Here is a 23,602-nt window from a genome sequence, read left to right on the forward strand (position 1 = left end):
CCGCCGCCGCGCTATCTTGTCGGGATGAACGAGACCCGCGAAGACCTTCCCAAAACCGGTATCCGCATGCCGCCGTTGTTCTGGAAGCGGCGCGTTGCGCACGAGACCTTCCGCCTTTCCGCCACCTGCTGGCCGTGGTTTCTTCTGCCCGCCGCGACTCTGGCGCTGTTATGCATGGCGACGCTTGACGGCCCGGTGGCCTCCGCGCGCGATGCCATGTCGTCGCGGTTCCAGGATTTCGCCGCGCGGCTGACCGATGTCACCACCGCGCCGTGGATATTGGGCGCAAGCGGGACTGTGACCGTCCTCGCCTATGTCGCTATCGCCTGCCTTGCCAGCCCGCGGGTGAAATTCCGCGCCGCGCTTGTGCTGCATCAGGGTTTTTACCTGTTCTGTTCCGTCGCGCTCGCCAGCGCCACCGTCAATGTCGTCAAACGCCTGATCGGCCGGGCGCGTCCGACGCTGTTCGATACGGTCGGCGACCTGCACTTCAATGTCGGCGTCTGGGCCTATGATTACGCAAGCTTCCCCTCGGGCCATTCGACGACATCGGGCGCGATCTTCGCCGGGCTGGCGCTGCTCTATCCACGGCTCGGGCCGTTCTTCGCCGCCTTCGCCATCTTCTTCGGCTTCGCCCGCATCGCCGTTGGCGCGCATTATCCAAGCGATGTCTCGGCGGGCCTGTTCTACGGGGCCTGGATTTCCGTGCTCGTGGCCTGCTTTTTCGCTCGCTACCGGCTGCTGTTCGCCGTGCCGGAAAGGGGCCTGCCGGTGCGTCGAACGCGTCCGCGCCTGCGCGACCGGTTGCGGTCGTAATCTTCCTGTTATGTGGAAAAGTTAGTTGCTTTTGCGAAGCCGGGTCGGCCGCGGGCGTTGATGCCGCTGCCCGGCTCGTCTAACATCCGCCTGGCCGGTGGGGATGCCGGTGTGAATATTCGGAGGGGCGATGACGGTACGCTACCGCTGGTTCAGCCAGCGCAGAAAACTCAAGGACCAGAAGTGGCCGTGCACGCATTGGCGCGGTTTCATGGTCGGCGTGGCGGGCCTTTTGTTCGTCGCCTTCGCGATCCTCGATTATCCCGTCGGGCTGATGGCCCGCGATCTCTCCGGTCCGATCAGGGAGTATGGCGAGTTCATCACCCATTTCGGCCAGTCGGAGTGGATACTGATCACCAGTGTCCTTGTGTTCGCGCTTGGCATGACGGCGGCCGGGGCGGCGGATGAGGCGGATCGGCGCACCCGCGCCAAGGGCGTGTTTCTGGCGCAGGCGGCAAGCTTCGTGTTTGCCGCGGTCGCGCTTTCCGGCCTGGCCGTCAATCTTCTGAAGGGGCTGATCGGCAGGCCGCGGCCGAACATGCTGGTCTATTACGACCTGAGCCCGTTTGCCTTCGATCCCATGAGCTTTGCCGGGCAGTATTCCAGTTTCCCTTCGGGGCATGCCACCACGGTTGCCGCGATCTTCACGGCGGCGGCGTTTTTCCTGCCGCGCCACCGCATCCTGTTTTTCAGCCTCGCCGTCTGCATAGCGATGAGCCGCATCATCGTAGGCGCGCATTATCCGAGCGATGTCATCGCCGGGCTCGCCTTCGGAAGCTGGTTTACGTATCTGACCGCGATCATCTTTTCGCGCTATCGCATGGTGTTCAGCATCGATCCGCACGGCTGGCCGGTGCCGCGCAACGGCTTTTCCGCGCTGAAGCCGGAATTCATGCGCAAGCACCCGCACCATGCAGCGCCGCAAACAGACCTTGACTTGACCACGCAAAAGGGTCATTAGCCTTCGCGGTAGAAGGAAAAGCCGAATATGCCGCTGTTCGCGCGTCACATTGCTGCTGATATCACCCCGGCGCCCCGCGCCGGCGGCCGGATATCGCCTTCCCGCAGTTTCATGAAAACAGCCAAGAAAACGACGACAAAAACCGTCTGACGTTCCTGGCCTACCGCTCTCTCCCCGGTCACGCCGGGGACGGGAAGATGCCGTTTCGGCCGCTCTTCCACTCCCGCGATTTTCGAGGAGAGAAACGAAAGAGAGCTTATCATCATGGGTTTCAAGATTGCAGTCGTGGGCGCTACCGGCAATGTCGGGCGCGAAATGCTGTCCATCCTCGAAGAGCGCGGCTTTCCCGCCGATGAGGTCGTGGCGCTCGCCTCCAGCCGTTCCGTCGGCACGGAAGTCTCCTACGGCGACAAGACGCTGAAGGTGAAGAACCTCGAAAACCATGACTTTTCCGACACCGATATCTGCCTGATGTCGGCCGGCGGCACGGTCTCGCAGAAGTGGTCGCCGAAAATTGCCGCCAAGGGCTGCGTCGTCATCGACAACTCCTCGGCCTGGCGTTACGACGCCGACGTGCCGCTGATCGTGCCGGAGGTCAATCCGGATGCGATCGAGGGCTTCCGCAAGCGCAACATCATCGCCAACCCGAACTGCTCGACCGCCCAGCTCGTTGTCGCGCTGAAGCCGCTGCATGATCGCGCCACGATCAAGCGGCTGGTGGTCTCGACCTATCAATCGGTTTCGGGCGCCGGCAAGGACGGCATGGATGAACTGTTCAACCAGACCCGCGCCGTCTTCGTCGCCGACCCGATCGAGACCAAGAAGTTCACCAAGCGCATCGCCTTCAACGTGATTCCGCACATCGACAGCTTCATGGAAGACGGCTACACCAAGGAAGAATGGAAGGTGCTGGCCGAGACCAAGAAGATGCTCGACCCGAAGATCAGGGTCACCTGCACCGCCGTGCGCGTGCCGGTGTTCATCGGCCATTCGGAATCGGTCAATATCGAGTTCGAGAAGGAAATCACAGCCGATGAGGCTCGCGACATCCTGCGCGAGGCGCCCGGCTGCCAGGTGATCGACAAGCATGAGGACGGCGGCTACATGACCCCGGTCGAATGCGCCGGCGAGGACTCCACCTTCATCTCCCGCATCCGCGAGGATGCGACCGTCGAGAATGGCCTCGCCATGTGGGTGGTCGCCGACAATCTGCGCAAGGGCGCGGCGCTGAACGCGATCCAGATCGCGGAGCTGCTGGTGGAGCGCAAGCTGGTGAAGCCGCGCGCGATGGCGTGATGCCTTCTCCCGAATAGCAAACGGCGCCGGGATTTCTTCCGGCGACGTTTGTGTTTTCAGGGATGTTCGGTCGGCTTTACAGAAATGCCACCTTGCCGGTCGCGATATCGTAGACGCCGGCGATTGATTTCACCGTGCCCGATTCATTCATGTCGCTGAGAATTGGTCCGGTTTCCGCGGCGATGCGGGCGTTATAGACCGCATTCTCGGCGGTAGCGGCGGCAAGCAGATCCTCGGGGTTCTGCTGCATGGCGTTGTAGACGGCGGGACGAATGGCATTGACCAGGCTCGGCAGATGGCCCGGCGGCAGTTCGTTATCGCGGATCGAATCGATGGTCGCGCGTATCGCCCCGCAACTGGTGTGGCCGAGAACCATGACGGCCTGAACGCCGAGAACGGCGGCCGCGAATTCGAGGCTGGCGATGCCGTCCTCACTCAGGAAATTTCCGGCGACGCGTACGACGAACAGATCGCCCGGCGCCTGATCGAAGATCAGTTCCGGCACCACGCGCGAATCCGCGCAGGCGACGATCGCGGCAAAGGGCGACTGGCCGGCAGCCCTGGTGTTGCGCGTCACCGAGTGGTCGGCATTGTTCGGCGTGTTGGCGACATAGCGCGCATTGCCGTCCATCAGGCGCTGGATCGCCTCATCGGGGGAAGCCGGCGGGGTGGCCGTGGTTTGGGCGAAAGCGCGCCCGCCAAACGGAACCGCAAGCGAAAGCGCCAAACCGCCCATCAATAGGCCGCGACGGCCGAGTGTTCCACTATCGCATTGATCGCACATGGCATTATCCTCCTGCTGCGGCGCGCGATGCGGCCGCTCTGACCCTGTTGGTTTACCGATCCTGCAGGACCGGCAAGTGCAGTTTTTCTGATTGCCGTGATACGCTTACAGCGACAGCTATTATTGGCTATCCGATTTCCGCAAAATTGCGGAAAATCAGTTCCGGCGGCAAGCGGCGAGCGTGACCGACGGCGTTTCGCCGAAGATGCGCCTGTAATCGCCCGAGAAACGGCCAAAATGCAGGAAGCCGTGCTGCATCGCCACCCGCGTCACCGTCGTCTGGTGCGGGCTGGCTGCGGCAAGCGCCGCACGCGCCCGGTTGAGGCGCAGCAGGCGCAGATAGGCATTGGGCGACATGCCGATATATTCATGAAACGCATATTGCAGCCGGCGTTGCGAGACGCCGGTGGCCGCGCAGATATCCACGATCGTCGGCAGTCGGTCGCTTTCCACGCAGCTTTCTATATAGGCGCGCGCGAGGCTGCAAACGGCAAAGGCGCGGGCGCGCGCGGCACGCGAAAGGCCCTCGAAGCCCTCGCTATGGGCGGCCACCTGCAGGGCGGATTGCAGCAGCAGGTCCCTGATCATCGCGTTATCGCATGGTGTGCCGCGCTCAGGGGCTGCCTGGTCAGTGAAGGCCATGATATCTGCGGCGAGCCCCCCTTTCGAGGGCGTGGTCCATGACCGGATCGTCTCTGGCGCCTTCTCCCAGCGTCGCGGGTTGAGTATCCGCGCTCCTCGGATAAAGGCGGTCTGATCGAAGCTGATATAGGTCGTGCGCGTGCCGACTGGCACGTAAAGATCGAAATATGTGTGCTCCGGCAGAAAAAACACGGTATCCGGATGGTTGATGCCCTGATCGGAAAACCGGAATGCCTGGTCCGGGGTGCAATAGGAAAGCGTACACAGATTGGCCGGCGTTTTGCCGATCTTCTGGACCGATGCGGCCTGATCCTCATGCACGACCTGCTGGCTTCCGAGGTCGATCGTTTCCATGCGGCAAACGGTTTTGCCGCTGCCGAGTTGAAAACACTCCATGTCGATCCATGGCTGCATCGCGGCCTGGTCGGCCGCGCATGTCAGCACCGACGATCGCACTATCGGCGCAATCGTTACACTATCGGCCATACCCGCATCCCTCCGCCGATCGGTCCTCTGTCAACGGCGCCGCCGTGGCAAGACCGGAAGGACAGCTATCGACCGGGACCTCTATCATAAGAATATCACAAGATGAGAGAGAAGGGCGGCCTATATGCGCTGTGGCGAGCTTGCCAATCCATGACAAAGGCCGAGGAAATTCCGCCACCCGGCCAGCAACGGTCGATCAGTCCTTCTTCAGGCTGGCGAGAACCTCGACGGTATGTTCCCCGAGGGTCGGCGGTGGACGAACGGCGCAGCGTTCACCGTCAATGCGCCATGGCGGGGCGGTAAAGGCGACGTCCTCTCCCTGCGCCGTTCGGTGCGTGACCACCATCTCGGACGCCGCGGTGCGCGGATGTGTCAGCGCTTCGTAGAGCCCCAGGACCTCGCCGCATGGAATGCCGGCTGCCGAGAGGTTCTTCAGCAGGTCCGTGCGCCTGTGTTTGAGCAGTTCACGCTCCAGTTCCGGGATCAGCGCATCACGGTGCTGCGATCGCAGGATGTTGGTGGCATAGCGTGGATCATCGGCCATATCCGCCCGTCCAAGCGCATCCTGGCACAGGGACCTGAACTGGCGGTTGTTGCCGACCGCGATGACGAGCGGTCCGTCAGCCGCGTCGAACACGCCATAGGGCACGATCGACGGATGCGCATTGCCGTATCGCGGCGGATCCGATTTCATCACCAGGGCATCGAGTCCGTAATAGGCGCTGAGCGTCACGCCGCAATCATAGAGCGAGAGATCGACGCGACGGCCGCGTCCGGTCCTTTGAACCTGCACCAGCGCGGCGAGTATCGCCTGGGCCGCATACATGCCGGTAAACATGTCGACGACAGCGACGCCGAATTTCAGCGGCGGACGCCCGGCCTCGCCATTGATCGCCATCAGGCCGCTCTCGCCCTGGACGACGAGGTCGTAACCCGAGCGCTTGGCCTCTTCCCCGGCCCGGTCATAGCCGGCGATCGAGCAATAGATGATCCGGGGGTTGATCTTCAGCAGATCCTCGAAACCGAGGCCGAAGCGCTCCATCCCGCCCTGCTTGAAATTTTCCACGACGACATCGGCATCTGCGACCAGCGCGCGCGCCGCCTCGACCATGGCCGGATCGGCGAGGTCGAGCGCAACCGAGCGCTTGTTGCGGTTGAAGGCGTAGTAATAGGTCGTCTCGGTCTCGCCGATCCGGATGCCCCAATCGCGCGTGTCGTCGCCGCGCTCGGGATGCTCGATCTTGATGACATCGGCGCCGAGGTCGCCAAGAACCTGGGTGCTCAGCGGACCGGCGAGCACCCGTGAAAAATCGACAACCTTAATTCCTTCCAGGGGTAGAGCCGGCATTTCAAGACCTCCGATTGACGCATTTTCCGTCAGCTATTGACTTATTTACCGTCTAGCCGGAAATAAATTCGAATGACTGTCTTGTCAAATACGCGCTTTGCGTGTTGTGACAAGGAAAAGGGGGAGGCCGCAATGGAAAAATCGTCGAATACCTGTCGGCTCCCAGGCCGGGGCGACAGCCGCCATCTGCAGGCTCGGGGCAACGGCGCGGGAAGATGATCCAATACCTGCCTTACGGCATACGGCTTCTGGTCATCTTTACGGTCGCCGCGGCGGGCGCCTGGGGCGCGGTTGCCGCCGGGATGCCCTTGCCCTGGATGCTCGGGCCGCTTTTCGCGGCGGCGGCGGTGGCGATGGCCAAGCCTAAGGTTTTCGGCGCGATACCGGTGATGCCGACGCCGCTGCGGAACATCTTCATTCCCATCATCGGCCTCATGATCGGATCCCAGGTCACGCCGCAGACGATCATGCATATGGGAAAGTGGTGGCCGTCGCTGCTTCTTGTGATTCCGTTCGCGCTCGTGACGCAGATGATCAGCTATGCGCTTCTGAAACGGCTGGGCGGCTTTGATCGCGCCACCGCCTTCTTCGCCTCCTCGCCGGGCGGCGTCGTGGAGGCGGTGATCATCAGCGAGCGGTTCAATGGCGACCCGACGCTCACGGTGGTGCAGCATCTGGCGCGGATTTCGCTTGCGGTCACCATCATCCCTCTGCTGCTGACCGTCTATGTCGGCCACCCCGTCGGTAGCGCGAGCGGGGCAAGCGCGCCCGACGCGGTGAACCCGATCGGAGTGCTGGATACCCTGCTGATGGCCGCGGCCGCCTTCGTCGGCGCCTATGTCGCCCGCAAGATCCACCTGCCGGCGGCCAATATGATCGGTCCGATGATCGCGAGCGCGGCGCTGCATTCGACCGGGCTCACATTCGCCCTGATCCCGACATCGCTCGTCCAGGTCACCCAACTCGTCATCGGCGCCAGCCTTGGCGGACGGTTCGCGGCGGTCGACATGCGCACGCTCTACAAATCGGTGATGCTGTCGCTTCCGCTGATCGTCGTTTCCCTGTCGGTGGCGGCGGTGGCGGGCCTGACGGTTTCGATGCTGGGATATAATTCCGTGATCGTCGGTTTCATTGCCTTCGCGCCGGGCGGCGTGACGGAAATGGGCCTGATCGCCATTTCAATCGACGCCGATCCTGTCTACGTCGCCTGCCACCATATCGTCCGGATATTCACGGCCGTCCTCTTCCTACCCCTGATCTACCGCTTCCTGATCGCGCCAAGACAAGGAGCCTGAAACATGGAACGCCGCAGCCAGGCGTCTTATGTTTAAAGCCGCTTATGCTCAAGGCTAACGGATTGTCGGTCAGCCCTTGCATGAAGCCGGCGAGCTTCATCGGCAGAGGGTCGATGGCGAAGAGGAAGGTGACGGTCGCGGCAAAGGCGATCATGCTCAAGCACGGCGCACCCTTCTTTCACCATGCCGACAGCTTCGCCAGGGTGCGCGGCGGCCATCTCGAACTTGCCGTGCTGGTGGCCTGTCAGTTGGCGTAGAATGGCGATCTTGCGAACTGCGGGTCGGCTCGAAGAGCGTTCCCGCCTCGGTTGGATCTCGTGCATGGTACCGGGCGCGTTGCGGTGGTCACCGATCACGTCCCCGGGATGGTTCGTCCAACCTGGTCAGTGCGTGCACTTTTCCGTTGACCGGCACGGCCGTGTTCGAGCTGAAACCCGGCGAGAAATCGCTCTCCGCCATGTGCCTCGGCGTCGGTCAGGGCATCGCGGTCGCGCTGGAGGCGCTCTGACCTATCGATGCCCGGCGGCCTCGACGAGGGCCGCAAGCAGGTGACGCTGTTCGTCGGTCATCACGGCATTGTTGCGCATTGCCACACCGACCGGACCACCCAGCAGGTCGTCATTCAGACGAATGCCGGAAAGCAGGCCGCTTTCAAGCTCGTCGTGAACCACGCCGGCGGAGATAAACCAGATCGTGTCGGAGGACAGAACCACCTTGCGCCCGAAGGCAAGGCCGACATTCTCGAAGGCCGGCTGCGGATCGAAGAGCCCGATCCCGTGCAGATAGGCCTGCACCAGCGGGGCAATGACCGCGCCCGGCGGCGGCAGCATCAGGGGATAGCGGCCGAGCGTTGCAGCATCCGCCGCCGCGCCGGCAAGCGGGTGGCCGGCGCGCACGATGGCGGCAATCGGCTCGGAATAGAGCTGGCGAAAGGACAACCCCTCCATGAGCTGGGCCGCCGCCATGCGGCCGACGACCATGTCGAGAGCGCCTTCGCGCAATTGCGACAGGAGCAGCCAGTTCGGCCCGGTCGTCACCCTGAGCAGACATTCGGGCGCCGTCTTCCGCAGCGAAAGGGCCGCGTGCGGCAAAAGCACGGTGGCCGCCGTCGGCAATGCCCCGACCGCGATGCGCGAGCGTCGCACCGGCCGTTCGCGGACGAGGTCCTGCGCGCGGCCAAGTTCCACAAGTGCGGCGCCGACATAGCGCTGAAAGGTCTTGCCCGCCTGGGTCAGCGCCAGCCGCCGCCCGGAGCGATCGAACAGCGCCACCTCAAGGATCTCCTCAAGCTCCCGGATTGTTTTCGAGGCAGCGGGCTGGCTGACGCTCAGCGTCTCGGCGGCCGCACTCAGCGAGCCGCGGCGGGCGGTTTCCAGGAAACAATGCAGATGCCGCATGCGAATGCGCGGGTCGAACATAAGTATAACCCATAGGTTATGAAATTTTCCCGAAAGTATAATTTTTTATGCCGATTGGCTATGGCAAAACGTGTCAGGGAGGACAGAAGATGATGATCCGTTCAGGCGATGCAGTACTTCATGTGCGCGACGAGGGGCCGCGTGGCAGCCCGGTCGTCCTGTTCGCCAACTCACTTGGCACCGATCTTCGCGTCTTCGATGCGCTTTTTGCGCGTCTGCCGCGGGATCTGCGGGTGGTGCGCTACGACAAGCGTGGCCACGGCCTTTCCGACCTCACCCCCGGGCCCTACACGATCGATATGCTGAGCGACGATGCAATCGCCATCTGCGAAGCGCTCGATCTCCGTGATGTGACCTTTGTCGGTCTGTCGATCGGCGGACTCATTGCCCAGTCGTTTGCGATCAAGCGTCCCGATCTCACAAGGGCGCTGGTGCTGATGGATACGGCTGCGAAGATCGGCACGGCCGAGACGTGGGGCGAGCGCATTGCCGCCCTCAGTGGCGGTGGCATCGCGTCGATTTCCGATAGCATCCTGTCGCGCTGGTTTGCGCCGGCGTTTCTTGCCGGTCCAGAGGCATCGCAATGGCGCAACATGCTGGAGCGGACGCCGCTTGAGGGCTACATTGCGTGTTGCGAGGCCCTGGCTGCGGCCGATCTTACTGATGGCTGCGCCCGGATTAACTGTCCGGCCATCGCGATCGCCGGCGCGCTCGACGGCGCGACACCGCCCGCCCTGGTGGCCGAAACGGCCAGGCTCTGCAATGCCGCCTTTCACGTCATCGAGGATGCGGGGCATCTTCCCTGCGTCGAAAAGCCCGACGCCGTCGCCGCCCTGATCACCGATTTTCTGAAGAAGGGAAGCCATGACTGAGCGCTACGAGAACGGAATGAAGGTCCGCAGGGCGGTCCTCGGCGACAGCCACGTCGACCGGGCCGAGGCGGCCAAGACCGGGCTCGACGAAGCCTTCCAGACGCTGATCACCGAAAGCGCCTGGGGCACGGTCTGGGCGTCCGATGCCATCACCAGGCGCGAGCGGTCGATGCTGACGCTGGCGCTTCTGGCGGCCACCGGAAATTTTGATGAAATACCCATGCATATCCGCGCGACGAAACGCACCGGCGCCAGCAAGCAGGATGTCATCGAGGCATTCCAGCATGTGGCGATCTATGCGGGGGTGCCGCGCGCCAACCATGCGCTGAAGCTGGCCAGGGCCACCTATGCCGAAATGGAGGAGAATGATGATGACTGATCTTGGGCCGCTGATCCCGCGAAATCGCGCGGTTCATCCACCGGCCTATACACCGGATTACAAGACCTCGGTCGCGCGTTCGCCGACGCTACCGCTGCTGTCGCTGGAAAGCGGCCCGTCGGAGGAGACCGGGCCGATGTTCGGCCACGGCATGTTCGGTGCGCTCGACAACAATCTGATCCTGAACTGGACCAAGGGCGCGGCACCCGCCATCGGCGAGCGCATCCTCGTATTCGGCCATGTGCTCGATGAGCGCGGCAAGCCGGTTCCCGAAACGCTGGTGGAAATCTGGCAGGCCAATGCCGGAGGCCGTTACCGTCACAAGAAGGACGGCTATCTGGCGCCGCTCGACCCGAATTTCGGCGGCTGCGGGCGCGCGCTCACCGATGAAAACGGCTACTACGAGTTTCTCACCATTCGCCCCGGGGCCTATCCCTGGCCCAATCGCGGCAATGACTGGCGGCCGATGCATATCCATCTTTCGGTCTATGGCCACAGCTTCGGCCAGCGGCTGATCACCCAGCTCTATTTCGAAGGCGATCCGCTGATCGACCTCTGTCCCATTGCCAATACGGTAAAGGATCGCGGCGATCTCGACCGGCTGGTCGCGCCGCTCGACATGTCGATGGCCCGGCCGCTCGATTTCCTCGCCTACCGGTTCGATATCGTGCTCCGCGGCCGTCGTCAGACCATGTTCGAAAACAGACTGGAGGGTTTGTGAGATGATCAGGAGACCCGATTTGCTGGCCGAAACGCCGTCACAGACTGCGGGCCCCTATGTCCATATCGGCTGCATGCCGACCTATGCGGGCAATCCCGGAACCTATGACGCGGAAATCGGCGAACGTGCCATCTCCGATGGCGCCAAGGGCACGATCATCGAGATCCGCGGCCAGGTCTTTGACGGGACCGGCAACGCCATTCGCGATGCAATGCTCGAAAGCTGGCAGCCGGATGCCGCCGGCATCTTCCCCGGCCAGCCGGGTGCGGACCCTGCCGTTTCGGGGCACTGCCGCTTCGCTGCCGATGCCGACAGCGGCGAGTTCCTGCTGCGCACCGTCAAGCCGGGCGCTTTCCGGGGACGGGGCGGTTCGCACAATGCGCCGCATATCTCGATCTGGATCGTGGCGCGCGGCATCAATATCGGCCTCAACACCCGCATCTATTTCGACGACGAGGACAATAGCGGCGACAGGCTGCTGAACGCCGTCGAGCTGAAGCACCGGGTGCCGACCCTGATTGCGAAAAAGACGGGGGAGGGGCAATATCGCTTCGATATCCGGTTGCAGGGCGAGGGCGAAACGGTTTTCCTCGACATCTGATCAAGCTGCACCGGCGCGGCCGCAAACCGCGACGGTGTTCTACGGAGCGAATTGCGTGAACACATCTGTCTTCGATCATCCCTGGCTTGGCGGCCTCTTCAGCGACGCGGAAACGGCGGCAATCTGGGCACCCGAACGGCAGCTGAGCCACATGCTGGCGTTCGAGGCGGCGTGGAGCCGCGCACTCGGTGCCTGCGGACTATTCGATGCGACGCTCGCAGAAAACGCGGCGCGCGCCATCGAGCAGGCGACGATATCGCCGGAGGCGCTTGGAACTGGCACCCGTGCCGATGGCGTGCCGGTGCCCGCCCTCGTCGAAATCCTCAAGACCATCGCGCCCGCCGAGGCCGTGCACAAGGGAGCGACATCCCAGGACGTGATCGATACGGCGCTGGCGATGACGCTCGGCGAGACGACGGGGCTCTTCCTCGCCCGCCTCGATCAGCTGATTGCAACGCTGACCGTGCTGGAGCGGCGTTTCGGCGACAATGAACTGACCGGGCGAACCCGCATGCAGGCGGCAATGCCGATCACGGTTCGCGACCGTGTGCTTTCCTGGCGGCTGCCGCTCGATGATCATGTCGCGCGCCTGCAGGCGCTAAGGCCGCGTGTCGAAAAGGTACAGATCGGCGGGGCAGCCGGAGACCGTTCGGCGCTCGGCGACAAGGCGGATGCGATTGTCGCCGATGTCGCCCGGGCGCTTGGCCTTCGGCCGACGGAAAAGGCCTGGCACGCGATGCGCGACGGGATCGGCGAATATGCGTCCGCGCTGTCGCTGATTTCCGGCACGCTTGGCAAGATCGGGCAGGATATCGCGCTGATGGCGCAGCAGGGCATCGACGAAATCGCGCTTTCCGGCGGTGGCGGGTCATCGGCCATGCCGCACAAGAGCAATCCGGTTCTGGCCGAGCTGCTTGTGACCCTTTCCCGCTTCAACGCCGCCCAGCTTTCCGGCATGCATCAGGCGCTGATCCACGAACAGGAACGCTCGGGCGCGGCCTGGTCGCTGGAATGGATGATCCTGCCGCAAATGGCGATGGCAACCGGACGTGGGCTTGGCGCCGCCATCGACCTTTGCGGAAAGGTCGAGCGGATGGGTACGGGCTGAAACCGTGTCAGGCGCTGCCGGCCATCCGGAAGACCTCGTAAAGCCAGTCGCTCATGATCCTGAGCTTGTCTTCGGCGAGGGCGCATTGGCTCTGGGCGCGCAGATAGTCGTGCACGAGGCCGTCCCCCTCGTCGACAGTCACCTCGACGCCGGCCGTCTTCAGCGCCGCCGCATAGGCCGCGCCGCTGTCGCGCATCGGGTCATTGGCGGCGAGCGCAATGAAGGCCGGTGGCAGGCGTCCGTGCGAAGGTGCCAAGAGCGGCGCGACCAGTGGATCGGATCTTTGCCGCTCTGTGTCCGGACAGTATGCGTTCGCCATGGCGTTGATTTCGTCCACGCGCAGCAGAGGCCCTTCGCCATTCTGAAGGCAGGATGGCCGGGACAGGTCGAAGTCGCTGATCGGATAGATCAGCAACTGGGCACAAAGCGGCACATTTTTGTCCCGGCAGATTATCGCGGTGGCGGCTGCAAGGTTTCCGCCCGCTCCGTCGCCGCCGACGGCGATGCGGGTCGCATCGACGCCGAGATCGCTCGCCCGGTCGCGTGTCCAGCCGAGGACCGAAAGCGTCTGTTCCAGCGCCGTCGGACAGGGATGCTCGGGCGCCAGCGCGTAATCCACGGAAATCACCGTCTGCCGTGTCCAGGAGGCAAGACGGGTCGTGGTGTCCCAGTGCGATTCGGGGCTCCCCTGGCTGAAGCCGCCGCCATGCAGATAGATCAGGGCCGGTTGCGGGCCATTGCTCTGGTGCCGGAAGATGCGCACGCGCACCGGCCCGCCGGGGCTGTCGATCCAGTGTTCGGAATCGGTTTCGATATTGGGCGGCGTGGGAAGCCGCAGGTTGCGGGCAACCGAATTGTAGAGCACGCGCCGCGCCTCGAGCGTTGTGCCTTCGGGCAGGCTCGCCTTCTGCGCCTCCAGAACTTCGAGAAAGCGATAGATGCCGGGGTCGATCTTGCGCGGTCTTGTCTGTGGGCGTTGCTCGGCGTCCTCCGGCGAAAGCCCCGGTTTCATCACGAAGCGCAGCACCATATCGCCGGTGTGGCGGCGCAGCATGTCCTGCCCCTTGGGTTCGAAGAGTGCCGAACCGAAAATGTTCGAGAAGGTGGCGCGGTTGGAAACGTTGAAAATCGCGAGCGCGGAAATGTGCCAGTGCAATTCGAGCGCCGTCAGGCCGGGCCGGAACAGGCCCTCGTCGCAACCGCGCCCGTAAATTTCCTCCAGAAGCCGGATGGCGGAGCTGTTCTGGCCCGAGATCATCTCGGATTTCGACATGTGACGGCCTTCATGGATATTCTCGACCATGACCAGCCGCACGAAATCGCGCTCGCGGTTATGGTGGTCGAAGGTGAATTCCGTCAGTTGCCGCAAGGCTTCCACCGGGTGAAGGCGGCCGAGATCGAGATCGTCCTCGGCGCGGCGCATACGCGCATAGGCGTCCTCCAGAACGGCGCGGTAGAGGCCTTCCTTGTCGCCGAAATAATAGTAGATCATGCGTTTCGACGTGCGGGTGCGCGCGGCGATCTCATCCATTTTCGCGCCGGAAAGCCCGTGGGCGACGAAGACGGCCCGGGCAGTCTGCAGGATATTTTCGCGCACGGCTTCCGGATCCTGCTTCCAGCTGCGCCGCGCAGCCGCATCCGGCACCTCGTTGATCTCGTCCTTCGCCAAGTTCTCTCCTCCTGAAATGCCCCTTTGCGGTCTACTGCAAAGCGAAGAATTGCGCGACCCTCAAAAAACAAAACTAACTGATCCGTACATTGTCTTGACATAATTAACTGAATTGAACAAAATCAAAAACAGGAGATTTTCGGGAGGTCGTTTCTGCATGGTTGTCACACAGGCCCGTTCACCGCGCGCCGGTTCCGGTCAGGCTCTGAGGGTCGGGCTGTTGGGCCAAGGCATTGGCGGTTCGCGCACGCCGGGCATGCATATGGCGGCAGCCGGGGCGCTTGGGCTCGATTACCAGTACGACTTTATCGATGTTCTGGAACGAGATCTGCCTCCGACGATCGGAGAGACGCTCGATCTGCTGCAGGCCGAAGGCTATCGCGGCCTCAACGTGACCTATCCCTTCAAGCAGGCGGTGATCCCGCACCTCGACGAACTGTCCCAGGATGCGCAATTGGTCGGCGCGGTTAATACCATCGTCTTCGGCAATGGCCGGCGCATCGGTCACAATACCGATTGCTGGGGCTTTGCGATGAGCTTCCGTCAAGGCCTGCCGAACGACATTGCCCGCGAGCGCGTCTTGCTTCTGGGTGCCGGCGGCGCCGGCAGGGCTGTCGCGCATGCGCTGCTCGACGAAAATGTCGGGCGACTCTTCATCCTCGATCCCGACCGCAAGAGAACCGATGAACTTGTCGATGTCTTGCGCACGCATTTCGGCCCGGAGAGGGTTTTGGGCGCCGATGATGCCGAGATCGCGGCGGAAGTTGACGGGATCGTCAATGCCTCGCCGGTCGGCATGGAAAAGCTGCCGGGCTGCCCGCTTCCGGAGCGCCTGATCGCACCGCATCACTTCGTCGCCGACATCGTCTATTTCCCGCCCGAGACGGAGCTGATCAGGGCGGCGACCGGCAAGGGCTGCGCCGTGCTGCCGGGCACCGGCATGGCGCTCTGGCAGGCCGTCCGCGCCTTCGAGCTGTTCACCGGCAAGGAGCCCGATATTTCCGTGATGAAGCCGGCTCTGCTGGCGGCATCCTTGCCGGAAAAAAGGGGGGTGGCGGAATGAAGACCTCCATCGCCACTGTCTGCATCGCCGGCGACCTGCTTGAAAAGCTGGCGGCCATCTCAGCGGCCGGCTTCGATGGCATCGAGATATTCGAGCAGGATTTCATAGCCTTCGACGCTTCCCCGCGAGAGGCCGGGAAGATGGTGCGAGATCACGGTCTGGAGATCACGCTGTTCCAGCCGTTCCGTGACTTCGAAGGTCTGCCGGAGCCGTTGCGTGCGCGGGCCTTCGATCGCATGGAGCGCAAGTTCGACCTGATGCAGGAGCTGGGGACCGATCTCGTTCTGGTCTGCTCGTCGACCCATCCGGAGGCGCTTGGCGGCATCGACCGCATGGCCGACGACTTCGCAGCGCTCGGCGAGCGGGCGGCCAAACGTGGGCTGCAGGTCGGCTTCGAGGCGCTGGCATGGGGCAAGCATGTCTTCGACCATCGCGACGCGTGGGAAGTCGTGCGTCGTGCCGATCATGCGAATATCGGGCTCATTCTCGACAGTTTTCACACGTTGGGGCGCGGTATCGATCCGAACACCATCCGCCGCATCCCCGGCGACCGGATATTCTTCGTCCAGCTTGCCGATGCGCCGATCATCGAGATGGACCTGCTCTACTGGTCCCGTCACTTCCGCAACATGCCGGGCGAAGGCGATCTCGATGTCGTTTCCTTCATGCGCGCGGTTGCGGCAACGGGATATTCCGGGCCGCTGAGCCTGGAAGTGTTCAACGACCAGTTCCGTGGCGGCAGTCCCGGCGCGATTGCCCGCGACGGGCACCGTTCGCTCGTCTACCTGATGGATCAGGTTCGTCGGCTGGAGCCGGAAAATGCCTTCGACCTGCCCGATATGCCGCCGCGCATTACGACGCGGGGCGTCTCGTTCGTGGAATTTGCTGCAGACGAAACGGAGGCGGCGGAGCTTAGCGACATCCTGTCCACACTCGGTTTCCGTCGGGCAGGGCGGCACATTTCCAAGCAGGTCGAACTCTGGCAGCAGGGCGAAATCCGTGTTGTCATCAATACCGAGCGCGAGGGTTTCGCCCACAGCGCGCACATCGTCCACGGCCTCAATATCTGCGATATCGGGCTGCAGGTGGAAAGCGCCGAAGACACGGTCGCGCGAGCCGAGGCGCTCGGCATCCCGTCGTTTCACCAGCCCGTCGGCACGGGCGAGCTCGATATCCCGGCCATTCGCGGCGTCGGCGCGGGGCTGATGCATTTCATCGATGACAGCAGTGGCCTCGCCGGGGTCTGGGATACGGAATTCCGGCCAACAGCAGAAGAGACATCGGCGCGCGACGCCGGGCTGAAACGGATCGATCACATCGCACAGACGATGAATTACGAAGAGATGCTGACATGGTCGCTGTTCTACCTGTCGCTCTTCGACACCCGGAAGTCGCCCACCGTCGATGTCGTCGATCCGGGCGGGCTCGTTCGCAGCCAGGCGATCCAGTCGCCGGACGGCGCTTTGCGCATAACGCTGAACGGCGCGGAGACGCACCGCACCTTCGCTGGCCGGTTCGTTGCGGACAGTTTCGGCTCGTCCGTGCAGCATGTGGCCTTCGAGACCGATGATATCTTTGCGACGGCCGAGGCGCTCGCGAAAAATGGCTTCGAGGCCCTGCCGATGCCGGACAATTATTATGACGACCTCGTGGCCCGTCTGGCTGTCGGGGCCGAGATGATCGAGAGCCTCAAACGCCACAGCATCCTCTACGACGAGGACAAGAACGGTGCCTATTTCCAGCTCTACAGCAGGCCGTTCGGCGACGGCATTTTCTTCGAGATCGTTCAGCGGCAGGGTGCGTATTCGGGTTATGGCGCGGTCAACGCGCCGTTCCGCACCGCTGCCCAGCGCAGGCTGATGCGGCCTGCATCGGTGCCAAGGCAATGACGGGGGCACGGATGATGACACCGCAAGTAGACTGTATTCAGACAGTAAAGGCCCGGCTCGGCGAAACGCCGCTTTGGTGCGAGCAGACCCGGCGGCTTGTGTGGATCGACATTGAAGACCCCCATTTCTGGCAGCTTGATCCGTCGACCGGCGAGGCGTTTTCGCGCGCCCAGCCCTGCACTTACCTTGGCAGTCAGGCGCTCACCCGCTCGGGCAAACACCTTGTCGCCCGCGATCTGCATCTGGTGATGCTCGATCCGCAAACGGGGATATCCGAACTCTTTGCCCGCGTGCCGGATGAACGTTTTCCCGCAACCCGGCTGAATGACGGTCGCGTCGACCGCAACGGGCGGCTCTGGATCGGCACCATGGACAACGGGCTGAAAGATGGTCTGGGAAGCCTTTACCGTGTCGACCCGGACGGTTCGTTTGCCGCCTTTTACGACGACGTTATCGTTTCGAATGGCATCGCCTTCGATCCTGACGGGCGGCATATGTATTTCACCGATACCCGTCGGCACCTGACCTGGAAGATCACGCTGGACGATGCCGGGGAGCGGCCGGTCTCGCGCGCCGTCTTTGCCGACTACTCCGCCGGCGGGGAGCGCCCCGACGGCGCCTGCGTGGATGCCGATGGCTGCCTGTGGCAGGCCTTCTTTGCCGGGGGCAGGATCGTGCGCTACACGCCCGAGGGCCGCATCGACCGCAGCATCGATATGCCGGTGACCAACCCGACCTGCCTGTGTTTCGGCGGGCCGGACTACAAGACGCTGTTCGTCACCACGGCATTCAAGTTTTTAAGCGAGGAGCAACGCGCAAACGAGCCGCTCGCCGGCAGCGTTTTTGCGATCAGCGGGGCCGGCCAGGGGGTGGCCGAGCACCGGTTCGATTTTCAGTGAAATTGAGGAGGAGGACGCAAAGTGACATTTCATACCAGGATTCGGGGCCTGGCGCTCATGGCAACCGTTACGGTCGCCATGGGGTTCAATGCGCAGGCACAGGACAAGATCGACCTGCTTTATTCCGATGTCACCTCGGCCGATGTGCCGCGGTCACAGGCCATGACAGGCATTTTCGCGGACGAAATCAGTGACGATTTCAACCTGAAAGCCCATTTCAATGGCACGCTGGTCAAGCAGGGCGCGGAACTGGTCGCCGTCCAGCGCGGCAATCTCGATCTGGCCATCCTGCCGCCATCGGATTTCGCTGAACAGGTGCCGGCATTCGATATTCTCGGTGCTGCCTATGTCGTGCGGGATGCGGACCATCTCATGCGAATTTTCAACAGCGAGGTCGGCGATACGTTCCGCGAACTCGCGCGCGAAAACATGGGGATCGAGATCCTTGCGCCCGCCTATTACGGTCGCCGCCAGGTCAATGTCGTCGGTGACAGGAAGATCATGACGCCCGCAGACATGTCCGGCATCAAGCTGCGCATGCCCGGCGGCGAAAGCTGGCAGTTCCTCGGCAAGGCGATCGGCGCCAATCCGGTGCCGATCGCTTATCCAGAGGTTTATACTGCCCTTCAGACCGGCGTGATCGACGGGCAGGACAACCCGCTTCCCAACGACAAGGCGATGAAATTCTACGAGGTGACGGATCAGATCGTGCTCACCGGACACAATGTCGGTTTCGGCATGCTGATCATGAGCGCGGACCGGTTCGACAGCCTGAGCGAGGAACAGCAGCAGACCCTGCGCGATGCGGCGGAGAAGGCCTTTACCTGGTCGAATGCGCAGTATCTGAAAGAGGAAGACGAACTCGTATCCTTCTTCAAGGAGGAGGGGCTCGACGTCTACACGCCGGATGTCGACGCTTTCCGCACCTATGCGCAAAAGCAATATCTCGATTCGGACATGTCTAAGGACTGGCCGGAAGGCATGTTGGACAAGATCAACGGTCTTTGAGGAGGAGCGGGACTACGGACTGAGGAATCATGAGAGCGTGCGAGATGTCGCACGATAGTGAGGACATCCTGCAACGGGAGACCGGCGGGATGCAAACAGGAGGAAAAAGAAATGATCAATCGCAGAAATCTATTGGGCGCCGTTGCGTCCGTCGGACTGGCATTTGCAAGCATCACACCGGCGCTGGCACAGGACGTGCCGCAGCTCCGGTTCTCGGCGGTGTTTTCCGAGCAGGATATCCGAGCGGACATGATGAAGCAGCTTCAGGAAAACGTGGCCGATATCGCCGACCTCGAGCTTTATTACGGCGGCAACCTGTTCAAGCAGACCACCGAGATCATCGCCATCCAGCGCGGCAATCTGGAAATGGGCAACGTCTCGCCCCAGGATATCGCCTCGCAGGTACCGGCCTTTTCGATTCTGACATCGGCCTATCTGTTCCGCGACGCAGAGCATCTGAATGAATTCTTCAAGAGCGATGCCGGGGCCGAGATGAAGGCCATGGCGGAAGATCAGCTTGGCATCCATATTCTCGGGCCGACCTATTTCGGCACGCGTCAGGTCGGTTTGCGCATCGACAAGGAGATCAACACACCAGAGGACATGGCCGGCGTGAAGCTCAGAATGCCCGGCGGCGATGCCTGGCAGTTCCTCGGCCGCGCACTTGGCGCCAACCCGACGCCGATGGCCTATGCCGAGGTCTATACTGGTCTCCAGACGGGCGCGATCGACGGTCAGGACAATCCGCTGCCCAATGTCGAGAACATGAAGTTCTACGAAGTCATGGACCAGATCGTGATGACCTCGCATCTGGTCGGTTATGACCTGCTGGTGATTTCCCAGAAGGTCTGGGATTCCTTTACTGACGAGCAACGGGCGGAATTCGAGGCGGCAGCGGACGAGGCGATTGCCTGGAGCACCGAGCAGCATCTGGCGCGTGAAGGCGAACTGGCTTCGTCGTTCGAGGAACAGGGCCTGAAGATCTACACGCCCGATGTCGATGCCTTCCGCGAACATGCCCAGAAAATGTATCTTGATTCCGACCTGTCGAAAGACTGGCCGGAAGGCATGCTGGATCGCATCAACGCACTCTGAGCCGATGCATTAACCGTCAATGTCCGCACCCGGCGTGCCGGGTGCGGTCCGTTCGAGGCAGAAAACCTTGCAGAAACTGATGCAAACAGGCGCATGGCTGCACCGCAGGGCCGAGAATATCGCAGCTTTGATGCTGGCGGTGATGTTCTGCGCCTTCATTGTACAGGTCGCGTTCCGCTATCTTCTCAACCTGCCGATCGGCGGTGCGTCCGAGCTGACGATCCTGATGTGGCTGTGGCTGGTGCTCTGGGGCGCGGCTTTCGTTCTGCGCGAATCCGACGAGATCCGCTTCGACTTCGTGCTGGCGCTCGCCAGCCGTCCGGTCCGGCGCGTGATGTCGGTGCTGGCGGCGGCAGCGCTCCTGTTTCTCTACGGCTATTCGCTGCCGGCGGTATGGGACTACGTAACCTTCATGAAGGTCCAGGAGACGTCCTATCTCGATATCCGCTATGACTACGTCTATTCGATCTACGTCATCTTCGCCGTCGCGACACTCGTGCGCTATGCTTGGCTGTTGTGGTGTGCCCTGACAAATCGTTATGTCGAACATGCCGAGCGCGGGGAGCATGAGGAATGATGGATCCCTTCACGCTCTGCATCATTTCGATCGTTCTTCTGGCGCTTATGGGTTTGCCGGTCGGCCACGCGATGATCGCCTCTTCAATTCTGTATCTGATGCTTGCCGGCCTCGATATGGGCACGGCTGCCGAGCAGATCCTGAATGGCCTGTTCTCGAGTTACATCCTTCTCGCCGTGCCGCTGTTCATCCTGGCGGCCGAACTGATGAATTCCGGAAGCATGACTCTTCGCCTTCTGGCGTTCTGCAATGCATTCGTCGGCCGGTTTCCGGGCGGGCTGGCTCTGGTCAACGTCGTGCAAAGCATCATCTTCGCCGGCATGTCCGGCTCCGCGCTCGCCGATGCGGCGGGCACCGGCAAGATGATGCAGAAGATGATGACGGAGGGCGGCAAATACCCGCCCGCCTTCGCCGCCGCCCTGACGGCATCCACCGCCGTGATCGGGCCGATCATTCCGCCATCGATCCCGATGGTCATCTACGCGCTCGTTTCGGATGCTTCCATCGGCTACCTGTTTCTGGCGGGCATGATCCCGGGGCTTTTGATGGGACTGGTGCAGGCCGCCATTGTTCTCACAAGCGCGCGCCGCCGATCGTTCCCCGTCGAGGAGCCGGTTCCGGTTCGCAAAATGCCGGGCATTGTGGTCAAGGCCTTTCCGGTTCTGATGATGCCGGTCGTGCTGCTGGGCGGCATCTATGGCGGTGCGACCACACCGACGGAAGCAGCCGCGATCGCCGCGCTCTATGCGCTTGTCATTTCCGCTCTGCTCTACAACAGCGTCTCGGCAGGCGCGGTCTATCATTCACTGCTGTCGAGCGCGCGCACCACGTCGTCGATCGGCATGCTGATTGCCGGGGCTCTAGTCTTCAATTATGTCGTGACGATCGAGAACGTGCCGACAATGCTGAGCCAATGGCTTTCGGGCTTCGATCTCTCGCCGGTGATGTTTCTGCTGATCGTCAATCTCGTTCTTCTGGCGCTGGGCTGCCTGCTTGAAGGCACGACGGTGCTTCTGGTCATCGTCCCGGTGTTCATTCCCACGGCCAACGCGCTCGGCATCGATCTGGTGCATTTCGGGGTCGTGTGCGTGGTCAACATCATGCTTGGCCTGATCACGCCGCCATACGGCCTGCTGCTGTTCGTCATGTCGAACATATCCGGCAAGTCATTGCACGCAATCATCCGCGAAATCCTGCCTTTCCTGCTGGCGCTGATCGCCGCATTGCTGTTGATCACGCTGGTCCCGGATATCTCGCTCTGGCTTCCGCGGCAGTTCGGTTACAAGGGGTAACAACACATGAAAAAACCGGTTTATGTCCTCAACGGACCGAACCTCAACCGGCTCGGCCTGCGCGAGCCGGACATCTACGGTCACACGACGCTCGCAGAAGTCGAGGCGTTGTGCAGGCAAGCGGCGGGCGAGGAGGGGCTGGTGTTTCGCCAGACCAATTCCGAGCAGGAGATGATCGAATGGATCCACGAGGCGATTGACAGCTCGAGCGCCCTTTTGATCAACCCTGCCGCCTTCACCTTCTACTCGATGGCGATGATGGATGCGTTGAAGATGTATCCCGGCCCGATGATCGAGTTCCACATTTCCAACGTCCACAAGCGCGAGCCGATGTACCACAACTCGCTGGTCTCGCCCGTGGCAACGGCGGTGATGGCCGGCTGCGGCGCGCGCGGCTATCCCCACGCGGTGCGGCTGCTGCGCGAAATGGTGGCGGAAGGATATTGAGGGGCCGGATATTACAGCCGGCTAGCAAAATTGCGCGAATTGGCTCTGACATAGCAACCAGGCCGGTTTCGGTTCAGCCCTTTCTGCGCGGGCTTTTTCCAAGACCGAAGGTCTTGCGCAGGCTTCCGTCCACGGCCTTTGCCGGCATGAAGCGGCGCAGCCTGCTCAACAGCGTCGCCTGGCCACCGACGGGCCAGCGCATCTTGTCTGGGCGCGTGATTGCGGCGAGGACCGTTTCGGCAACCACGCTCGGCGGCGGCGCCGTCCTGATCTGGTTTTCCACGGTCTTGATGGCGGCTTCGGCCTGATCGGCATAGGCGCCGGGCGGGGCCTGGGTGCGTGCGGCGTTGGTGTCGATATTTGTGCTTGTAAAAGCGGGCTCGATCAGCAGGACGCGAATATTGAAGTCGCGCACCTCGTGATCGAGCGATTCCGACAGGCCCTCAAGGGCGTGCTTGCTGCTGGCGTAAAGCCCCATGAACGGCGCCGGCAGAAAGCCGAGCACGGAGCTGATATTGACGATGAGCCCGCTGCGCGCCGCGCGCATCGACGGCAACGCGGCGCGGATCATGCGAAGCGGGCCGAGCACGTTGACATCGAAAACCCGACCGGCTTCGACTGGCGTGGTGTTTTCGACCGGCCCGCTCAGTGAAACGCCCGCGTTGTTGATCAGGATGTCAATCTTCCCGGCTTCGGCGAGGACGTAATCGACGAATGCCGTCACGGAGGTATCGCTCGTCACATCGACTGCGGCGAACTGAACCCCGGGAATTGCCTCCGCCCGGTTCGGATCACGGGCACCGCCGAAGACGCGGTAGCCCCTTTCGGCAAGAAGGCGGGCGGTGGCCTGGCCGATGCCCGACGATGCCCCGGTGATAACGACGACTTTCTGCTCGGCCATCACGGCCTCCTTTGCTTGTTGTTCAACTGGTCCCG

Annotated in this window: 25 protein-coding genes; 19 read left to right on the forward strand and 6 right to left on the reverse strand. The window is 62.4% G+C overall.

Going from position 1 to position 23,602, the window contains the following annotated elements; genetic code table 11:
• Positions 1-24 precede the first annotated feature (24 nt).
• From Mame_RS11265 to Mame_RS11280, 4 genes are all read left to right on the forward strand, one after another.
• Positions 25-816 (forward strand): phosphatase PAP2 family protein, encoded by a 792-nt coding sequence (locus Mame_RS11265; protein ID WP_018063832.1) that lies wholly within the window; start codon positions 25-27, stop codon positions 814-816.
• A 130-nt stretch (positions 817-946) separates the two neighbouring features.
• Complete coding sequence (locus Mame_RS11270; protein WP_018063831.1) at positions 947-1,777, forward strand: phosphatase PAP2 family protein; 831 nt, start codon at positions 947-949, stop codon at positions 1,775-1,777.
• A 27-nt stretch (positions 1,778-1,804) separates the two neighbouring features.
• Positions 1,805-1,927: a hypothetical protein gene (locus Mame_RS27515; protein WP_018063830.1), complete on the forward strand. Its 123-nt coding sequence runs from the start codon at positions 1,805-1,807 to the stop codon at positions 1,925-1,927.
• Between the two features lie 114 nt (positions 1,928-2,041).
• Positions 2,042-3,073 carry an aspartate-semialdehyde dehydrogenase gene (locus Mame_RS11280; RefSeq protein ID WP_018063829.1) on the forward strand — a complete coding sequence of 344 codons (1,032 nt, stop codon included), beginning with the start codon at positions 2,042-2,044 and terminating at the stop codon, positions 3,071-3,073.
• A 76-nt stretch (positions 3,074-3,149) separates the two neighbouring features.
• On the opposite strand, the gene Mame_RS11285 is transcribed toward Mame_RS11280, so the two are convergent.
• The 3 genes from Mame_RS11285 to Mame_RS11295 form a co-directional block, all read right to left on the reverse strand.
• Entirely contained in the window at positions 3,150-3,857 is a 708-nt protein-coding gene (locus tag Mame_RS11285) for a carbonic anhydrase (protein WP_026173302.1), read from the reverse strand.
• A gap of 156 nt (positions 3,858-4,013) precedes the next feature.
• Positions 4,014-4,985 (reverse strand): helix-turn-helix domain-containing protein, encoded by a 972-nt coding sequence (locus tag Mame_RS11290; protein ID WP_018063827.1) that lies wholly within the window; start codon positions 4,983-4,985, stop codon positions 4,014-4,016.
• A gap of 196 nt (positions 4,986-5,181) precedes the next feature.
• Complete coding sequence (locus Mame_RS11295; RefSeq protein WP_051085080.1) at positions 5,182-6,333, reverse strand: CaiB/BaiF CoA transferase family protein; 1,152 nt, start codon at positions 6,331-6,333, stop codon at positions 5,182-5,184.
• Between the two features lie 215 nt (positions 6,334-6,548).
• Here Mame_RS11295 and Mame_RS11300 point away from each other — a divergent pair, with 215 nt between their 5' ends.
• Both Mame_RS11300 and Mame_RS26670 read left to right on the forward strand, forming a co-directional pair.
• Complete coding sequence (locus tag Mame_RS11300; RefSeq protein ID WP_018063825.1) at positions 6,549-7,628, forward strand: AbrB family transcriptional regulator; 1,080 nt, start codon at positions 6,549-6,551, stop codon at positions 7,626-7,628.
• A 113-nt stretch (positions 7,629-7,741) separates the two neighbouring features.
• Positions 7,742-7,885 carry a hypothetical protein gene (locus Mame_RS26670; protein ID WP_155122087.1) on the forward strand — a complete coding sequence of 48 codons (144 nt, stop codon included), beginning with the start codon at positions 7,742-7,744 and terminating at the stop codon, positions 7,883-7,885.
• A gap of 252 nt (positions 7,886-8,137) precedes the next feature.
• On the opposite strand, the gene Mame_RS11305 is transcribed toward Mame_RS26670, so the two are convergent.
• Positions 8,138-9,046, reverse strand: a complete 909-nt coding sequence (locus Mame_RS11305) for a LysR substrate-binding domain-containing protein (protein ID WP_018063822.1) — start codon at positions 9,044-9,046, stop codon at positions 8,138-8,140.
• Positions 9,047-9,135: 89 nt separating this feature from the next.
• Between Mame_RS11305 and pcaD the strand changes: the two genes are divergently transcribed.
• The 5 genes from pcaD to Mame_RS11330 are packed head-to-tail and all read left to right on the forward strand — an operon-like array spanning position 9,136 to position 12,727.
• Positions 9,136-9,918, forward strand: coding sequence for a 3-oxoadipate enol-lactonase (gene pcaD, locus Mame_RS11310; RefSeq protein WP_018063821.1), 783 nt, complete (start codon positions 9,136-9,138; stop codon positions 9,916-9,918).
• Complete coding sequence (pcaC, locus tag Mame_RS11315) at positions 9,911-10,297, forward strand: 4-carboxymuconolactone decarboxylase (protein WP_018063820.1); 387 nt, start codon at positions 9,911-9,913, stop codon at positions 10,295-10,297. Before pcaD ends, pcaC begins: the two co-directional genes overlap by 8 nt.
• A complete protein-coding gene (pcaH, locus tag Mame_RS11320; RefSeq protein ID WP_018063819.1) occupies positions 10,290-11,018 on the forward strand; it encodes a protocatechuate 3,4-dioxygenase subunit beta in 729 nt (242 codons plus the stop codon). Before pcaC ends, pcaH begins: the two co-directional genes overlap by 8 nt.
• A 1-nt stretch (position 11,019) precedes the next feature.
• The gene (pcaG, locus tag Mame_RS11325) at positions 11,020-11,619 is read left to right on the forward strand and encodes a protocatechuate 3,4-dioxygenase subunit alpha (RefSeq protein WP_026173301.1); all 600 of its coding nucleotides are present in this window, start codon (positions 11,020-11,022) and stop codon (positions 11,617-11,619) included.
• Positions 11,620-11,674: 55 nt separating this feature from the next.
• A complete protein-coding gene (locus Mame_RS11330) occupies positions 11,675-12,727 on the forward strand; it encodes a 3-carboxy-cis,cis-muconate cycloisomerase (RefSeq protein WP_018063817.1) in 1,053 nt (350 codons plus the stop codon).
• Positions 12,728-12,734: 7 nt separating this feature from the next.
• Here the strand turns inward: Mame_RS11330 and Mame_RS27620 are convergent, their stop codons facing one another.
• Positions 12,735-14,396, reverse strand: coding sequence for an alpha/beta hydrolase fold domain-containing protein (locus Mame_RS27620; protein WP_018063816.1), 1,662 nt, complete (start codon positions 14,394-14,396; stop codon positions 12,735-12,737).
• Positions 14,397-14,553: 157 nt separating this feature from the next.
• Here Mame_RS27620 and Mame_RS11340 point away from each other — a divergent pair, with 157 nt between their 5' ends.
• From Mame_RS11340 to Mame_RS11375, 8 genes are all read left to right on the forward strand, one after another.
• Positions 14,554-15,459 (forward strand): shikimate dehydrogenase, encoded by a 906-nt coding sequence (locus Mame_RS11340; RefSeq protein WP_018063815.1) that lies wholly within the window; start codon positions 14,554-14,556, stop codon positions 15,457-15,459.
• Entirely contained in the window at positions 15,456-17,348 is a 1,893-nt protein-coding gene (locus tag Mame_RS11345; RefSeq protein ID WP_018063814.1) for a bifunctional sugar phosphate isomerase/epimerase/4-hydroxyphenylpyruvate dioxygenase family protein, read from the forward strand. Before Mame_RS11340 ends, Mame_RS11345 begins: the two co-directional genes overlap by 4 nt.
• Before the next feature lie 11 nt (positions 17,349-17,359).
• The gene (locus Mame_RS11350) at positions 17,360-18,247 is read left to right on the forward strand and encodes an SMP-30/gluconolactonase/LRE family protein (RefSeq protein ID WP_210162229.1); all 888 of its coding nucleotides are present in this window, start codon (positions 17,360-17,362) and stop codon (positions 18,245-18,247) included.
• A gap of 21 nt (positions 18,248-18,268) precedes the next feature.
• On the forward strand, positions 18,269-19,255 hold the full coding sequence (locus Mame_RS11355) for a sialic acid TRAP transporter substrate-binding protein SiaP (RefSeq protein ID WP_018063812.1): 987 nt from the start codon (positions 18,269-18,271) through the stop codon (positions 19,253-19,255).
• 111 nt (positions 19,256-19,366) lie between these two features.
• On the forward strand, positions 19,367-20,350 hold the full coding sequence (dctP, locus tag Mame_RS11360) for a TRAP transporter substrate-binding protein DctP (RefSeq protein WP_018063811.1): 984 nt from the start codon (positions 19,367-19,369) through the stop codon (positions 20,348-20,350).
• A gap of 79 nt (positions 20,351-20,429) precedes the next feature.
• Positions 20,430-20,927 carry a TRAP transporter small permease gene (locus Mame_RS11365; RefSeq protein WP_033409724.1) on the forward strand — a complete coding sequence of 166 codons (498 nt, stop codon included), beginning with the start codon at positions 20,430-20,432 and terminating at the stop codon, positions 20,925-20,927.
• Positions 20,927-22,219 (forward strand): TRAP transporter large permease, encoded by a 1,293-nt coding sequence (locus Mame_RS11370; protein ID WP_018063809.1) that lies wholly within the window; start codon positions 20,927-20,929, stop codon positions 22,217-22,219. Before Mame_RS11365 ends, Mame_RS11370 begins: the two co-directional genes overlap by 1 nt.
• A gap of 6 nt (positions 22,220-22,225) precedes the next feature.
• Positions 22,226-22,666, forward strand: coding sequence for a type II 3-dehydroquinate dehydratase (locus tag Mame_RS11375; RefSeq protein WP_018063808.1), 441 nt, complete (start codon positions 22,226-22,228; stop codon positions 22,664-22,666).
• A gap of 73 nt (positions 22,667-22,739) precedes the next feature.
• Here Mame_RS11375 and Mame_RS11380 read toward each other — a convergent pair whose 3' ends face one another.
• The gene (locus tag Mame_RS11380; RefSeq protein WP_018063807.1) at positions 22,740-23,567 is read right to left on the reverse strand and encodes an oxidoreductase; all 828 of its coding nucleotides are present in this window, start codon (positions 23,565-23,567) and stop codon (positions 22,740-22,742) included.
• Positions 23,568-23,602: the final 35 nt, after the last annotated feature.

The organism is Martelella mediterranea DSM 17316 (assembly GCF_002043005.1).
In the GTDB taxonomy this organism is placed as follows: domain Bacteria; phylum Pseudomonadota; class Alphaproteobacteria; order Rhizobiales; family Rhizobiaceae; genus Martelella; species Martelella mediterranea.